Below are 16346 nucleotides of genomic sequence, written 5' to 3'. Positions count from 1 at the left end.
TATCCAGGTTAAAAAGGCTGCCGCGTACTTTTACGGGGCCTCGAATAGCACGAAGCCTGGCCGAGGCCAGGCTTCGTCGACAGAAACCCGTTGGAACGCAGTTCAGTTCCGTAAGAACGTCCCTACAGCTCCGGCTACTGTCTTTTTACCATCTCTTGCTTAGCCGCGAAACTCGGCACGACCACGGTAAACCGCTTTGGCGCCCAGTTGCTCTTCGATGCGCAGCAGCTGGTTGTACTTGGAAACGCGGTCGGAACGGCACAGCGAACCCGTCTTGATCTGGCCAGCTGCAGTACCCACGGCCAGGTCGGCAATGGTCGAGTCTTCGGTTTCGCCGGAGCGGTGCGAGATCACTGCGGTGTAGCCAGCAGCCTTGGCCATCTGGATGGCTTCCAGCGTTTCGGTCAACGAGCCGATCTGGTTGAACTTGATCAGGATCGAGTTACCGATGCCCTTCTCGATGCCTTCCTTGAGGATCTTGGTGTTGGTCACGAACAGGTCGTCACCTACCAGCTGGACCTTTTCACCGATCTTGTCGGTGAGGATTTTCCAGCCAGCCCAGTCGGACTCGTCCAGGCCGTCTTCGATCGAGATGATCGGGAAACGCTCGGTCAGGCCCTTGAGGTAGTCGGCAAAGCCTTCGGCGTCGAACGACTTGCCTTCGCCGGACAGGTTGTACTTGCCGTCTTCGTAGAATTCGGAAGCGGCGCAGTCCAGGGCCAGGGTCACGTCGGTGCCCAGCTTGTAGCCGGCTTTTTCCACGGCTTCGGCGATGGCGCCCAGGGCGTCTTCGTTGGACGCCAGGTTCGGTGCAAAGCCACCTTCGTCACCGACGGCGGTGTTCAGGCCACGGGCCTTCAGCACGGCTTTGAGGTGGTGGAAGATTTCAGTGCCCATGCGCAGGCCGTCGGAGAAGGTCTTGGCGCCAACTGGCTGCACCATGAACTCCTGAATGTCGACGTTGTTGTCGGCGTGCTCGCCACCGTTGATGATGTTCATCATCGGCACCGGCATCGAGTACTGGCCCGGGGTGCCGTTCAGGTTGGCGATGTGCGCGTACAGCGGCAGGTCCTGGTCCTGGGCAGCGGCCTTGGCGGCAGCCAGGGACACGGCCAGGATGGCGTTGGCGCCCAGCTTGGCCTTGTTCTCGGTACCGTCCAGCTCGATCATGGCGCGGTCCAGGGCCTTCTGGTCGGAAGGATCCTTGCCCAGCAGCAGGTCACGGATAGGGCCGTTGATGTTGGCGACAGCCTTCAGCACGCCCTTGCCCAGGTAACGGCTCTTGTCGCCATCACGCAGCTCCAGCGCTTCGCGCGAGCCGGTGGAAGCACCGGACGGCGCGCAAGCGCTGCCGATGATGCCGTTGTCGAGCAGTACATCGGCTTCCACAGTGGGGTTGCCACGCGAATCGAGAACTTCACGACCTTTGATGTCGACGATTTTTGCCATTGTTGTAAGCACTCCAGAATTGACGAAAACAACGCAGCTTAGAGAATTCTTGCCGTTCACCTGGCTGAAATTGCGATTGGCAGGCCAAGTGAAGGGGGCCCCTGACCGGCGGGTCAGGGGTGGAACGGGCAGTACTTTACCCGAGAAATGAGCTTTACGCGGTTTCTACCGTCGGAAAACTTTTCACCAGGTCGTCCAGTTGCTTGAGCTGGGCCAGGAATGGCTCCAGTTTGTCCAGGCGCAGCGCGCACGGGCCATCGCACTTGGCGTTGTCCGGATCGGGGTGGGCTTCAAGGAACAGCCCGGCCAGACCCTGGCTCATACCGGCCTTGGCCAGGTCGGTAACCTGGGCGCGGCGGCCACCGGCGGAATCGGCGCGACCACCCGGCATCTGCAGGGCGTGGGTCACGTCGAAGAACACCGGGTACTCGAACTGCTTCATGATGCCGAAGCCGAGCATGTCCACCACCAGGTTGTTGTAACCGAAGCTGGAACCACGCTCGCAGAGGATCAACTGGTCATTACCGGCCTCTTCGCACTTGGCCAGGATATGTTTCATTTCCTGGGGTGCGAGGAACTGGGCCTTCTTGATGTTGATCACCGCACCGGTCTTGGCCATGGCCACTACCAGATCGGTTTGCCGCGACAGGAAGGCCGGCAGCTGGATGATGTCGCACACCTTGGCCACCGGCTCGGCCTGATACGGCTCGTGCACGTCGGTAATCACCGGCACGTTGAAGGTCCGCTTGATCTCTTCGAAGATCTTCAGCCCTTCTTCCATGCCTGGACCACGGTAGGACGTTACCGACGAACGGTTGGCCTTGTCGAAGCTGGCCTTGAACACGTACGGGATACCGAGTTTTTCGGTAACCCGCACGTACTCTTCGCAGACCTTCATTGCCAGGTCACGGGACTCCAGGACGTTCATGCCGCCGAACAGGACGAACGGCTTGTCGTTGGCGATCTCGATGTTACCGACGCGAATGATCTTCTGGGTCATTGATCAGGCCTTGTTCTTCTGAGCCAGGGCTGCCTTGACGAAACCACTGAACAGCGGGTGGCCGTCACGCGGGGTGGAGGTGAACTCTGGGTGGAACTGGCAGGCGACGAACCATGGGTGGTCCTTGGATTCGACCACTTCCACCAGCGCGCCGTCTTCGGAACGGCCGGAAACCACCAGGCCAGCGTCGACCAGTTGCGGCAGCAGGTTGTTGTTCACTTCGTAGCGGTGACGGTGACGCTCGGTGATCACGTCCTTGCCGTAGCAGTCGTGCACCTTCGAACCGGCAGCCAGCTGGCAGTCCTGTGCACCCAGGCGCATGGTGCCGCCCAGGTCGGAAGCTTCGTCGCGGGTCTCGACCGCGCCAGTGGCATCGGCCCACTCGGTGATCAAGCCAACGACCGGGTGGCCGCTATTGCGGTCGAACTCGGTGGAGTTGGCGTCTTTCCAGCCCATCACGTTACGGGCGAACTCGATCACGGCCACCTGCATGCCCAGGCAGATACCCAGGTACGGAACCTTGTTCTCACGGGCGTATTGCACCGCGGTGATCTTGCCTTCCACGCCGCGCAGGCCGAAACCGCCTGGCACGAGAATGGCATCGGCGCCTTCGAGCAGGCTGGTGCCCTGGTTCTCGATGTCTTCCGAGTCGATGTAGCGCAGGTTGACCTTGGTGCGGTTGGTGATGCCGGCGTGGCTCATCGCTTCGATCAGCGACTTGTACGCATCCAGCAGCTCCATGTACTTGCCGACCATGGCGATGGTCACTTCCTGCTCCGGGTTGAGCTTGGCATCGACCACCTTGTCCCATTCGGACAGGTCGGCGCCATTGCACTGCAGGCCGAAGCGCTCGACGACGAAGTCGTCCAGGCCCTGTGCGTGGAGCACGCCCGGGATCTTGTAGATGGTGTCGACGTCTTCCAGCGAAATCACCGCACGCTCTTCAACGTTGGTGAACAGCGCGATCTTGCGACGCGACGAGGCATCGACCGGGTGGTCGGAGCGGCAGATCAGCACGTCCGGCTGCAGGCCGATGGAGCGCAGCTCCTTGACCGAGTGCTGGGTCGGCTTGGTCTTGGTCTCGCCAGCGGTGGCGATGTACGGGACCAGGGTCAGGTGCATCAGCATGGCGCGCTTGGAGCCTACTTCTACACGCAGCTGGCGGATTGCCTCGAGGAACGGCTGCGACTCGATGTCACCCACGGTACCGCCGATTTCCACCAGGGCCACGTCGGCATCGCCGGCGCCCTTGATGATGCGACGCTTGATCTCGTCGGTGATGTGCGGGATGACCTGGATGGTCGCGCCCAGGTAGTCACCACGGCGCTCTTTGCGCAGCACGTGCTCGTAGATACGGCCGGTGGTGAAGTTGTTGTTCTGGGTCATGGTGGTGCGGATGAACCGCTCGTAGTGGCCCAGGTCGAGGTCGGTCTCGGCGCCATCGTGGGTGACGAACACTTCACCGTGCTGGAACGGGCTCATGGTGCCCGGATCGACGTTGATGTACGGATCCAGCTTGAGCATGGTGACCTTCAGGCCCCGCGCTTCCAGGATGGCCGCCAGGGAAGCCGAGGCAATGCCTTTCCCCAATGAAGAAACAACACCGCCCGTGACGAATATGTAGCGCGTCATGAAAAACCCTAGAAGTCTGCGTTAAGGCGGCCAGCGCCGCCGGAGAAAGCGAAGGAAGGCCGAAGCCCCCGATCACCTGCGTCAATCACAGTGCATCTCGAAAAACTGCCGCGTCTGTACAGACCAGGGTTATCCCCGGCATGGAGCTCGCTCGTCATTTTCAGAATCAGCCCAGCAAAAAACTGCTTGGTAATCGGCAACTGCTGTGTTTTCGCGGAACCCACAGAAGTTGTATCAAGAAGGGAGGGTAGTCTACCGGAATGTACCCTTCAGCTCAAACCTTGCGCGTTCGTCGGTAACTGCCAGTGCAGCTGGCAATCCGCCTGCAACAGCCCGGGCAGGTTGGCCACCGCCAACAGGCGCGTGCCGTGGTACAGCAGCGGCAGGCGCGAACGCAGGAAATGCGGGACCTGCTGCTCGTTGAGCAGACGCTTGAGCTCACGTCGGCCTCGGCCGGGAACCTCCAGCACTTCGCCGCCCTGCCGGTAGGCTACGCGCAGCCCGTGCAGCCCGGCTGCGCCAACCAGCCGCACACTGCCGTTGCCTGGCAGCAGCAACGGCAGCCCGGGCACTGGCCAGTCCAGCTGGCCAACAGGATGCTGCAACCAATCGCCGCTCAACCACCAGATGCGCCCATGGCTGCGCAGCAGCTGCCCGTCAGCCAGCCGCCAGATCGGTTGTGCATCGGCAGCGGCATCGCGCAGATCTACCCAACCAGCCCAATGCCGGGTATCGGGCAACCGGCTGCGTTGGCTCAGCCAGTATTGCAAGGCGTTGCGCTGACGCGCCGGGGACAGTGCCCTCAGGGCTGCCAGGTCGAGGGAGTCCAGCCCTGCCCAGGCCGTGGGCGCGCCCTCCCCCGCAAGCGCCAGGTCTTCCTGGGCCAGTTCGTCCAGCATGCCCAGCGCCTCTCCCAAATGCTGTGCTGCACGGGCGAAGTTCTGGCTGGCCTGTGGCCAACGCTGCTGCAACTGCGGCATCACTTCGCCGCGCAGGAAGTTGCGTGCGAATTGTGTGTCGGCGTTAGACGGGTCTTCGATCCAGGTCAGCCCTTGGGCCTCGGCATATTCCTGCAACTGTTGCCGGGAACAGGCCAGTAACGGCCTGACCAGGCTGCCCTGCCCCAACGCCCGCCGCCCCGGCATTGCCGCCAGGCCACGCAGGCCGGCACCGCGCAACAAGCGGAACAACAGGGTTTCGGCCTGGTCGTCGCGGTGCTGGCCGGTGAACAGGATGCCGCCTGGGCTCAGGGCTTGCCTGAAAGCGGCATAGCGGGCGTCGCGGGCCGCCTGTTCCAGACTGGCGCCTGGGGAGACCTGGACGTGGATAACCTGGAGTTCAACGTCGAAATTGTCGCAGATGGCTTGGCAGTGGGCGGGCCAGGCGTCGGCAGCGGCTTGCAGGCCGTGGTGGATATGGATGGCGCGCAGTGGGGGGGATGCGTGGTTGCGGGCGTATTCGGCCAGCAGGTGCAGGAGGACGGTGGAATCGAGGCCGCCAGAGAAGGCGACGTGCCAGGTGGGGGCGTTGAGCCAAGGAGTGAGGTTGATCATCTAGCCCTCGCTCGATTCCAGAAAGCATTCGCGGGCATGCCCGCTCCCACACGTACGGCGCAAGCCTCAAGGGCAGCGCAATACCTGTAGGAGCGGGTTTACCCGCGAACACCGGCGAAGCCGGTGCCATCAATCACAAGGGCCGTAAAACGGCCCCGGGGCAAATCAGAATCAGAGGCCGTAGCTCATCAGGCGCTCGTAACGACGGGCCAGCAGCGCATCGTTGTCGAACTTGCCGAGCATGTCCAGCTGCTGCACCAGGTCGGCGCGGATGCTTTCGGACATCTTGGCCGGATCACGGTGGGCGCCGCCCAGCGGCTCCTGGATGACCTTGTCGACAATGTTCAGGCTCTTCAGGCGCTCGGCAGTGATGCCCATGGCCTCGGCCGCGTCAGCTGCCTTGTCGGCAGTCTTCCACAGGATCGAGGCGCAGCCTTCCGGCGAGATCACCGAGTAGGTGGAGTACTGCAGCATGTTCAGCTGGTCGCACACACCGATGGCCAGTGCACCGCCGGAACCACCTTCACCAATCACGGTGGCGATGATCGGGGTTTTCAGGCGCGCCATCACGCGCAGGTTCCAGGCAATGGCTTCGCTCTGGTTGCGTTCTTCGGCGTCGATGCCCGGGTAGGCGCCCGGGGTGTCGATGAAGGTCAGGATCGGCATCTTGAACCGCTCGGCCATTTCCATCAGGCGGCAGGCCTTGCGGTAGCCTTCAGGGCGCGGCATGCCGAAGTTGCGGCGCACTTTCTCGCGCACTTCGCGGCCTTTCTGGTGGCCAATGACCATGACCGGTTTGCCGTCCAGGCGCGCCGTCCCCCCCACGATGGCAGCATCGTCGGAGAAGTGGCGATCACCGTGCAGTTCTTCGAACTCGGTGAAGATGTGCTCCAGGTAGTCCAGGGTGTATGGACGACGTGGATGACGCGCCAGGCGGGCAATCTGCCAGCTGGTCAGGTTGCCGAAGATGCTTTCGGTCAGGGTGCTGCTCTTGTCTTGCAGACGGGCAATTTCATCGCTGATGTTCAGCGAGTTGTCGTTGCCTACCAGGCGCAGGCCTTCGATCTTGGCTTGCAGGTCGGCAATCGGCTGTTCGAAATCGAGAAAATTCGGGTTCATAGTCATCCGTCTTGGGTCTACGGCCAGGCGGCCGGCCGGTTGATCCGTTTGGCGCCCTACCTTAAGGGATCAGGCGCATTCAGGTCGAGATTAAATTTTTGTCGATTCAACGATATTGCAGGAAGACGTTCTCACGCCCGAACTGGTCACGCAGCGCCTGAATCAGCCCGTCAGCCGGATCGATCGCCCACTGCTCGCCGAACTGCAGCATGGCCTTGGCATCACTGCCGGTGTACTCCAGGGTGATCGGGCACGCGCCACGATGGCGGGTGATCAACTCGCCCAGCCACTTCAGCCGGTCGCCCTTGAGCGCTTCGTGCGCCACCTTCAGGCGCAGGCTCTCGGCCAGCTTGGTACGTGCATCTTCCATGGTCATGACCTGCTTCACCCGCAGGCGCAGGCCACCGGAGAAGTCGTCGTTGCTGACCTCTCCCTCGACCACCACCATTGCATCGTTCTGCAGCAAGGACTGTGCCGCGATGTAGGCATCGGCAAACAGCGATGCCTCGATGCGCCCGGAGCGGTCATCCAGGGTGACGAAGCCCATCTTGTCACCCTTCTTGTTCTTCATCACCCGCAGGGCAATGATCATGCCGGCGATGGTCTGGGTTTCGCGTGACGGCTTGAGGTCGATGATGCGCTGGCGGGCGAAGCGGCGAATCTCGGTCTCGTACTCGTCGATCGGGTGGCCGGTCAGGTACAGGCCAAGGGTGTCCTTCTCGCCCTTGAGGCGTTCCTTGAGGGTTAGCTCGCGCACCTTGCGGTGGTTGGCATAAACGTCAACCTCCGCTTCAGCGAACATGCTGCCGAACAGGTCGACATGGCCACTGTCAGCGGTATGCGCGGCCTGCTCGGCGGCCTTGATCGCCTCGCCCAGCGCTGACAGCAAGGTCGCCCGGTTGAGGTCGATGTTGGCCTGGTAGGCCTTGATCTCGTCATGGAAATGCGGCCCCAGGCGGTCCAGCGCGCCGCTGCGCACGAGCGCATCGAGGGTACGCTTGTTGACCCGCTTGAGGTCGATGCGTTCACAGAAGTCGAACAGATCCTTGAACGGCCCGCCCTGGGCACGCGCTTCGACGATCGCCTCCACCGGGCCTTCACCGACCCCCTTGATGGCGCCCAGGCCGTAAACGATACGGCCGTCGTTGTTGACCGTGAACTTGAAGTCGGAGAAGTTCACGTCCGGCGCGTCGAGGCGCAGCTTCATGCTGCGTACTTCCTCGACCAGCACCACCACCTTGTCGGTGTTGTGCATGTCCGCCGACAGTACCGCTGCCATGAACGGCGCCGGGTAGTGGGTTTTCAGCCAGGCTGTCTGGTACGACACCAGGCCGTAGGCGGCGGAGTGGGATTTGTTGAAGCCGTAGCCAGCGAACTTCTCCACCAGGTCGAAGATGTTACCGGCCAGGTCCGCATCGATATTGTTGGCCACGCAACCTTCGATGAAACCACCGCGCTGCTTGGCCATTTCTTCGGGTTTTTTCTTACCCATTGCCCGGCGCAGCATGTCGGCACCACCCAGGGTGTAGCCGGCCATGACCTGGGCAATCTGCATCACCTGTTCCTGGTACAGGATGATGCCGTAGGTGGGGGCCAGTACCGGCTTGAGGCCTTCGTACTGGTAGTCGGAATGCGGGTAGGCCAGTTCGGCGCGGCCGTGCTTGCGGTTGATGAAGTCGTCCACCATGCCCGATTGCAGCGGCCCTGGGCGGAACAACGCAACCAGTGCGATAAGGTCTTCCAGGCAGTCGGGCTTGAGCTTCTTGATCAGCTCCTTCATGCCGCGCGATTCAAGCTGGAACACCGCCGTGGTTTCGGCCTTCTGCAGCAGCTCGTAGGTCTTGCGGTCATCCAGCGGGATGAAATCGATGTTGAGATCGGGCAGGTTCTTCTTGGCCTGCTCGCGGTTGATGATCTCCATCGCCCACTTGATGATGGTAAGGGTTCGCAGGCCGAGGAAGTCGAACTTCACCAGGCCGGCGGCCTCGACGTCATCCTTGTCGAACTGGGTTACCAGGCCGCCACCCTCTTCATCACAGGCGATCGGCGAAAAGTCGGTGAGCTTGGTCGGTGCGATAACCACACCACCGGCGTGCTTGCCGGTACCCCGGGTCACGCCTTCCAGCTTCAAGGCCATGTCCCAGATTTCACGGGCGTCTTCGTCGCCCTTGAGGAAGTCGCGCAGGATCTCTTCCTGCTCGTAGGCCTTCTCCAGGGTCATGCCCACTTCGAACGGGATCATCTTCGACAGGCGGTCGGCCAGGCCGTAGGACTTGCCCTGCACACGCGCCACGTCACGCACCACCGCCTTGGCGGCCATGGTACCGAAGGTGATGATCTGGCTTACCGCGTTGCGGCCATAGGCTTCGGCCACGTAGTCGATCACCCGGTCACGGCCATCCATGCAGAAGTCGACGTCGAAGTCGGGCATGGAAATACGTTCGGGGTTGAGGAAGCGCTCGAACAGCAGGTCATAGGCCAGCGGGTCGAGGTCGGTGATCTTCAGGACATAGGCCACCAGCGAGCCGGCACCCGAACCACGGCCCGGGCCAACCGGTACATCGTTGTTCTTGGCCCATTTGATGAAGTCCATAACGATGAGGAAGTAACCGGGGAAGCCCATCTGGATGATGATATCCAGCTCGAACTTCAAGCGGTCCAGGTAGACCTGGCGCTTCTCTTCGTAATTGGGCGTGGTCTCTTTCGGCCACAGCACCGCCAGGCGCTCTTCCAGGCCCTCGTGGGAAACATGCCGCAGGTAGTCGTCGATGCCCATGCCGTTGGGCGTGGGGAAATCGGGCAGGAAGTACTTGCCCAGCTGTACCTGGATATTGCAGCGCTTGGCGATTTCCACGGTGTTGGCGATGGCGTCGGGCAGGTCGCTGAACAGCTCGGCCATTTCCTCAGCCGACTTCAGGTACTGCTGGTCGCTGTAGCCTCGCGGGCGGCGCGGGTCGTCGAGGGTCCAGCCCTCACCGATACACACGCGGGTTTCGTGGGCATCGAAGTCGGCCTGCTTGATGAAACGTACGTCGTTGGTGGCAACCAGCGGCGCGCCGAGCTTGTCGGCCAGCGCCACAGCGGCGTGCACGTATTCTTCGTCACGGGCGCGGTTGGTGCGCTGCACCTCGACATAGAAGCGGTCGGGGAACATGCCCATCCAGTCTTGCAACAGGGCCTGGGCTTCATCCTCCCGGCCGGCCAGCAGGGCCATGCCGATGTCGCCCTCCTTGCCTGCGGACAGAGCAATCAGGCCTTCGCTCGCAGGCGCGATCCATTCGCGCTGAAGAATGACCAGGCCATTGCGCTGGCCGTCGGTCCAACCGCGCGAAATCAGTTCGGTGAGGTTGCGATAACCCTTGGGGTCCATGGCCAGGAAACAGATGCGCGACAGCGGCGCTTCCGGGTCGGCCCCGGCCAGCCACAGGTCGGCACCACAGATCGGCTTGATGCCGGCGCCCATGGCAGTCTTGTAGAACTTCACCAGCGAGCACATGTTGCTCTGGTCGGTGATGGCTACCGCCGGCATGTTCATCCCGGCCAGTGCCTTGGCCAGTGGTTTGATCCGCACCAGGCCGTCGACCAGCGAAAATTCGGAGTGGACGCGCAGGTGAACGAAGGGAACCGACATGGAAGATCCTGTAGCAGTGCTGAACGACAAGGGCGGGATTGTAGCCTAACTAGGGGCTTTTTTTGGGGCTGCTTTACAGCCCTTCGCGGGCACGCCCGCTCCTGCAGGTACGGCACCGCTGCTCAGACCGATGAATCCTGGGAAGCGGGCATGCCCGCGAAGGGCCGCAAAGCGGCCCCAATAGGTCAGATCAGGGAATCGGTGACGCCTTCGCGCGCTTCCCAGGCTGCCCGCACCGGGGCGAAGGAACGCCGATGAATGGGCGTAGGCCCAAGGCGCGCCAAGGCTTCGAGATGCACCGGGGTTGGGTAGCCCTTGTGCCCGCCAATGCCATAACCTGGGTAGATCAGTTCGAATGCACTCATTTCCCGATCACGGGTCACTTTGGCCAGGATCGAGGCCGCCGCAATGGCCGGCACCTGGCTATCACCCTTGACCACAGGCGCTGACGGGACTGCCAGTTTCGGGCAGCGGTTACCGTCGATCAGGGCAAGTTTGGGCGTAACGTGCAAGCCTTCGACCGCACGCTGCATGGCCAGCATGGTGGCCTGCAGGATGTTCAGGCGGTCGATCTCCTCGACTTCAGCGCGGGCGATGCAGAAGCTCAGGGCCTTTTCGCAAATCTCGTCGAACAGCGCCTCGCGCTTGGCCTCGGTGAGCTTCTTCGAGTCGTTCAGGCCAATGATCGGCCGCGCCGGGTCGAGGATCACCGCCGCCGTGACCACTGCGCCGCACAGCGGGCCACGGCCTACTTCGTCGACACCGGCGACCAAGTCTTCGACCAGGTTGAAGTCCAATCCAATTTGCATGTCAGCGGTCCTTGAGCAGGGCCAGTACCGCTTCGGCCGCCTGGTTTGAGGCGTCACGGCGCAGGGTGCGATGAATTTCGTCGAAGCGTTCGGTCTGCCGGCTGCCATCTTGCACGAGCGGCGCCAAGGTCTTGGCCAGGGCTTCGCTGGTCGCGTCGTCCTGCAGCAACTCGGGCACCAACTCACGCTGGGCCAGCAGGTTCGGCAACGACACGTAGGGGCTTTTCACCAGGCGTTTGAGGATCCAGTAGGTCAACGGCGCCAGGCGATAAGCCACCACCATCGGCCGCTTGTACAACAGCGCTTCGAGAGTAGCGGTGCCCGAGGCGATCAGGACGGCATCACATGCGGCCAAGGCCTGATGCGACTGGCCATCGAGCAGGGTCAGCGGCAACTGGCGCCCTTCAAGCATCTGCTCGACCTGGGCGCGCCGCGCAGCATTGGCGCAAGGCAGCACGAAGCGCACGCCTGGCACCTGCTGGCGCAAGCGCTCGGCGGCATCGAGGAACAATGCGCCCAGGCGGCCCACTTCGCCACCGCGGCTGCCCGGCATCAGTGCCACCACTGGCCCGTCACCAAGCCCCAGCAGGGCGCGCGCGGCCGCACGGTCGGCTTCAAGCGGGATGGTGTCGGCCAGCGGGTGGCCGACAAAGCGCACCGGCACGCCCTGCTCTTCGTAGAAGCGCGCCTCGAAAGGCAGGAGCGTCAGCATCAAGTCGCAGCCTTCGCGAATCTTCAGCACACGCTTCTGTCGCCAGGCCCATACCGAAGGGCTGACGTAGTGCACGGTCTTGATCCCGGCCTGGCGCAGTTTGAGTTCGATATTGAGGGTGAAGTCAGGGGCGTCGATGCCGATGAATACATCGGGCTTTTCATCGATCAGGGTCTTGATCAGCAGCTTGCGACGCTTGAGCAATTCGCGCAGGCGCCCCAGTACTTCGACCAGGCCCATGACCGCCAGACGCTCCATGGGGAAGTAGGATTGCAGGCCTTCTGCTTCCATCAAGGGGCCGCCCACGCCGATGAAACGGACATCGGGGTGGCGTTCCTTGAGAGCCCGCATCAAGCCTGAACCCAGAATATCGCCGCTGGCCTCACCCGCGACCAAGGCTACGCAAAGCCGGGCCATGTCAGCGGGTAATGCCGCGGGCGGAGTTCACGATCGACTGGCGGAACAGCTCGACCTCAGGATGTTGCGCAGCCGGTTCGGCCAACTCCTTGAGCGCATCTTCGACAGTCAGGCCCTGGCGGTAGACAATCTTGTAGCAACGACGCAGCACATGGATCACCTCGTCACTGAAACCGCGGCGGCGCATGCCCTCGAAGTTCATGCTGCGGGCTTCGGCCGGGCTGCCGAACACGGTGACGAACGCCGGTACGTCCTTGCCGATTGCCGTACCCATGCCGGAAAACGCGTGGGCACCGATATGGCAGTACTGGTGTACCAGGGTATAACCGGACAGGATTGCCCAGTCACCCACATGCACATGGCCGGCCAGCGCCGTGTTGTTGACCAGGATGCAGTGATTACCGATGACGCTGTCATGGCCGATGTGGGCGTAGGCCATGATCAGGTTATGGTCACCCACTGTGGTTTCCGCACGGTCCTGAACGGTACCACGATGAATGGTCACCCCTTCGCGGATCACGTTGTGATCACCAATGACCAGCCGCGTCGGCTCCCCCTTGTACTTCAGGTCCGGGGTGTCTTCGCCGATCGAGGAAAACTGAAAGATACGGTTGTGCCTGCCGATACGGGTCGGCCCTTTAAGCACAACATGCGGCCCGATAACGGTGCCCTCCCCGACTTCTACATCAGGGCCAATGATCGACCAAGGGCCGACCTCGACACCATCGGCCAGCCTGGCTGATGGATCGATAATGGCCCGAGGATCAATCGAATTCATAGGGAGCGTTCCGCGCAGGTGATTTCTGCCGAGCAAACCGGCTTGCCGTCGACCAGCGCACGGCATTCGAACTTCCAGATCATGCTCTTGCGGCTGAGGAACCGGGCCTCCAGCACCAGCTGGTCACCTGGCAGCACCGGCTGACGGAAGCGCAGTTTGTCGGAACCGACGAAGTAGTACAGGGTGCCATCAGCCGGCTTGGCATCGAGCATCTTGAAACCCAGGATGCCGGCCGCCTGGGCCATGGCTTCGATGATCAGGACGCCCGGCATGATCGGGTGCGCCGGGAAGTGGCCATTGAAGAACGGCTCGTTGATGCTGACATTCTTGTAGGCACGAATGCTCTGGGCCTCGAAGTCCAGGTCCGTTACGCGGTCCACCAACAGGAACGGGTAACGGTGAGGCAGGTATTCGCGAATCTCGTTGATGTCCATCATTTCGGGGGGGAAGCCTGTAATAAGAATAGGGAGCGCAGGTGCTGACCACACGCTCCTTTTGCAATCCAAAGAGGAGCCAGCTAGCGACTGTTCACTCTTGCTCAGGGAATGGTATCAGCCTTCTGATGTCGGCAGGCCACCTGAGGTCACGGTATCGACGCGTTTTTCCAGCTGCTGGAGACGCTTGGCCATGTCGTCCAGTTGGCGGATACGCGCGGCGCTCTTGCGCCAGTCAGCCAATGGCTGCATGGCAGTGCCGGAAGAATAGGAACCCGGTTCAGTGATCGAACGGGTAACCATGGTCATTCCGGAAACGAAAACGTTGTCGCAAATATCAATGTGCCCAACCAGCCCCACACCACCGGCCAGCATGCAGTGCTTGCCGATGCGCGTGCTGCCGGAGATTCCGACGCAAGCGGCCATGGCCGTGTGATCACCGATCTGCACGTTGTGAGCGATCTGGATCTGGTTGTCCAACTTGACCCCGTCGCCGATCCGGGTGTCGGACAGCGCGCCACGGTCTACAGCAGTATTGACGCCGATCTCCACGTCATCACCGATGGTGACGCCGCCGATCTGTGCAATTTTACGCCAGATGCCCTTCTCGTTGGCGAAGCCGAAGCCCTCGCCGCCGATCACGGCACCCGACTGTATGACTACACGCTTACCGATGGTCACGTCGTGATACAACGTGACCCGCGGTGCCAGCCACCCCCCTTCACCGACCACACAGCGGGCACCAATGAAGCAGTGTGCGCCGATGCTGACGTTGGCGCCGATGCGCGCACCACTTTCGACGACCGCGAACGGCCCGATGCTGGCGCTGGCGTCCACCTGGGCATCTTCCGCCACCACGGCGCTGGGATGTATTCCCGCCTCAGCCTTGGGTTTGGGATCGAACAGGTGGGAAATCCGCGCGTAAGCCAGGTACGGGTCCGCCACGATCAGGGCATTGCCGGCAAAGCTCTCGGCATCCGCAGCCTTGAGCAGCACCGCGCCGGCCTGGCTGTTGTCCAGGTACTTGCGGTACTGCGGGTTGGCGAGGAAGCTCAACTGCGTCGGGCCAGCCTCTTGCAAGGTGGCCAGCCCGGTAATCTGCAGCGCCTCGGGCCCCTTGAGGGTAGCACCGAGGGCCTCGGCCAGCTGGCCTAGCGTCATGGTCACACTCATATCAACGGGCTTGGTTCATGCGCTCGATGACCTGGCGGGTGATGTCGTACTGAGGCTTGACATCGATGACCGCACCACGCTCCAGGACCAGGTCGTAACCGCCCTTCTTGATCACTTCTTCGACAGCACCGTCCAGCTTCGGCTTCAGCTGCTTGAGCATGTCGCGATCGGCAACGGCCTTGGCTTCGTTCAGCTCCTTGGACTGGAACTGGAAGTCGCGGGCCTTTTGCTTGAACTCGAGCTCCAGGCGCTCACGCTCCTGCTGCTGCATCTTGTCGCCGCCTTTGATCAGGCGGTCCTGGATGCCCTTGGCACTGCTTTCCAGGCTTTTCAGCTTGGTCAGTTGCGGGCCGAACTTCTTCTCGGCATCGACCGCGTATTTCTTGGCGGCATCCGATTCAAGCAGGGCCATCTGATAGTTCAGAACGGCAACCTTCATTTCGGCGAAAGCCGGGGTGGCGACCAGCGCCGCGGCCACTACGGCCAGTTGAGCCAATTTACGCACGATGCACTCCTGGATAAACCGTTGTCATTAAGCAAGGGCCGACCTTAGAAGGTCTGGCCCAGAGAGAATTGGAACACCTGGGTATCGGCATCGTCCGGCTTTTTCACCGGCATTGCCAGGCTGAAGCTCAACGGGCCCAGTGCGGTAATCCAGGTCACGCCCAAGCCGACCGAGCTGGCCATGCCCGAGAAGCCGACTTTTTCGCAATCAGGCTTGTTGCCGCAGTTGGTATCGAACACGTTACCCACATCCCAGAACACGGAGGTGCGCAGCGAACGCTGGTCCTTGACGAACGGCAGCGGGAACAGCAATTCGACGCCACCTTGCACCAACACGTTACCACCGAACGGCAGCGGATCCTGATCCGGGTCGGCGATGGTGCCTGGCTTGCCACCCGCGGCCTCGCCGATGCTCGGTGTACTGCGAGGGCCAAGGCTGCTGTCCTTGAAGCCACGCACGGAGTTGAAGCCACCTGCGAAGTAGTTCTCGTAGAACGGCAGGCCAGAGGTGCTGCCGTAACCATCACCATAGCCCAGCTCGGTGTGCAGGCGCAGGGTGTAATCGTTGTTGATCGGCTGGAACAGCTGACCACGGTAGTCAAGCTTGAAGAACGACAGGTCGCTGCCTGGAATGGTCGATTCCAGGGTCAGGCTTTGCGAGTGGCCACGGGTGGCCAGCACGCCCTTGTTCAGGGTCGACTCGGACCAACCGATCGAGGCCTTGAAGTTGAGGAAGTTGTCGCCTTCCTGCTCAAGGAAGTCGAAAATCTCGTCAACGGTGTACTTGCCGGTCTTGATCTTGTCCTGCTGCACGCTCAGGCCGTAGGTCAGACGCGAGGTTTCGCTGATCGGGTAGCCCAGGCTGACGCCGGCACCGTAGCTGTCCACCGCATAGCTGGCCACGTCGACGTCGAGATCGTCGTAGTCGGTGCTGCGGTAGAAGGCGTTGTAGCCCAGGCTGACGCCATCGGCCGTGAAGTAGGGATCAACGAAGCCGAAGTTGTAGCGGGTCTGGTATTCCGAACGGGTCAGCCCGATGGACACCTTGTTACCGGTACCGAGGAAGTTGCTCTGGCTGATCGAACCACCCAGGATCAGGCCCGCACTCTGGGCGAAGCCGACGCTGGCGGTGATC

Annotated in this window: 13 protein-coding genes; all 13 read right to left on the bottom strand. The window is 61.9% G+C overall.

Annotated elements, in window-relative coordinates:
- Window positions 1-159: 159 nt before the first annotated feature.
- Window positions 160-1449, bottom strand: a complete 1290-nt coding sequence (gene eno / locus OO258_RS26495) for a phosphopyruvate hydratase (RefSeq protein WP_003252333.1) — start codon at window positions 1447-1449, stop codon at window positions 160-162.
- A gap of 154 nt (window positions 1450-1603) precedes the next feature.
- Window positions 1604-2449, bottom strand: a complete 846-nt coding sequence (kdsA, locus tag OO258_RS26490; protein ID WP_019097123.1) for a 3-deoxy-8-phosphooctulonate synthase — start codon at window positions 2447-2449, stop codon at window positions 1604-1606.
- A gap of 3 nt (window positions 2450-2452) precedes the next feature.
- On the bottom strand, window positions 2453-4081 hold the full coding sequence (locus OO258_RS26485; RefSeq protein WP_110746062.1) for a CTP synthase: 1629 nt from the start codon (window positions 4079-4081) through the stop codon (window positions 2453-2455).
- 269 nt (window positions 4082-4350) lie between these two features.
- Window positions 4351-5634, bottom strand: coding sequence for a tRNA lysidine(34) synthetase TilS (tilS, locus tag OO258_RS26480; RefSeq protein ID WP_266034670.1), 1284 nt, complete (start codon window positions 5632-5634; stop codon window positions 4351-4353).
- Between the two features lie 171 nt (window positions 5635-5805).
- Window positions 5806-6753 carry an acetyl-CoA carboxylase carboxyltransferase subunit alpha gene (locus OO258_RS26475; RefSeq protein WP_110746060.1) on the bottom strand — a complete coding sequence of 316 codons (948 nt, stop codon included), beginning with the start codon at window positions 6751-6753 and terminating at the stop codon, window positions 5806-5808.
- 106 nt (window positions 6754-6859) lie between these two features.
- Window positions 6860-10384, bottom strand: a complete 3525-nt coding sequence (gene dnaE / locus OO258_RS26470; protein WP_266034666.1) for a DNA polymerase III subunit alpha — start codon at window positions 10382-10384, stop codon at window positions 6860-6862.
- Between the two features lie 185 nt (window positions 10385-10569).
- A complete protein-coding gene (gene rnhB / locus OO258_RS26465; protein ID WP_266034663.1) occupies window positions 10570-11193 on the bottom strand; it encodes a ribonuclease HII in 624 nt (207 codons plus the stop codon).
- A gap of 1 nt (window position 11194) precedes the next feature.
- Window positions 11195-12322, bottom strand: a complete 1128-nt coding sequence (lpxB, locus tag OO258_RS26460; protein WP_266034660.1) for a lipid-A-disaccharide synthase — start codon at window positions 12320-12322, stop codon at window positions 11195-11197.
- Window position 12323: 1 nt separating this feature from the next.
- Complete coding sequence (gene lpxA / locus OO258_RS26455; protein WP_110746056.1) at window positions 12324-13100, bottom strand: acyl-ACP--UDP-N-acetylglucosamine O-acyltransferase; 777 nt, start codon at window positions 13098-13100, stop codon at window positions 12324-12326.
- Window positions 13097-13537 (bottom strand): 3-hydroxyacyl-ACP dehydratase FabZ, encoded by a 441-nt coding sequence (fabZ, locus tag OO258_RS26450; RefSeq protein ID WP_051097422.1) that lies wholly within the window; start codon window positions 13535-13537, stop codon window positions 13097-13099. Before fabZ ends, lpxA begins: the two co-directional genes overlap by 4 nt.
- Before the next feature lie 114 nt (window positions 13538-13651).
- A complete protein-coding gene (lpxD, locus tag OO258_RS26445) occupies window positions 13652-14707 on the bottom strand; it encodes a UDP-3-O-(3-hydroxymyristoyl)glucosamine N-acyltransferase (protein ID WP_266034652.1) in 1056 nt (351 codons plus the stop codon).
- Window position 14708: 1 nt separating this feature from the next.
- Window positions 14709-15212: an OmpH family outer membrane protein gene (locus OO258_RS26440; RefSeq protein WP_003252311.1), complete on the bottom strand. Its 504-nt coding sequence runs from the start codon at window positions 15210-15212 to the stop codon at window positions 14709-14711.
- A 44-nt stretch (window positions 15213-15256) separates the two neighbouring features.
- Window positions 15257-16346 (bottom strand): outer membrane protein assembly factor BamA (bamA, locus tag OO258_RS26435; protein ID WP_266034649.1); only part of this gene is annotated, 1090 nt, incomplete at its 5' end.

The sequence above is a fragment of the Pseudomonas sp. DCB_BI genome, from assembly GCF_026240995.1.
Lineage (GTDB): Bacteria > Pseudomonadota > Gammaproteobacteria > Pseudomonadales > Pseudomonadaceae > Aquipseudomonas.
The sequence above is the reverse complement of the archived record's forward strand: the minus strand, read 5'-3'. Positions and strand labels throughout refer to the sequence as shown.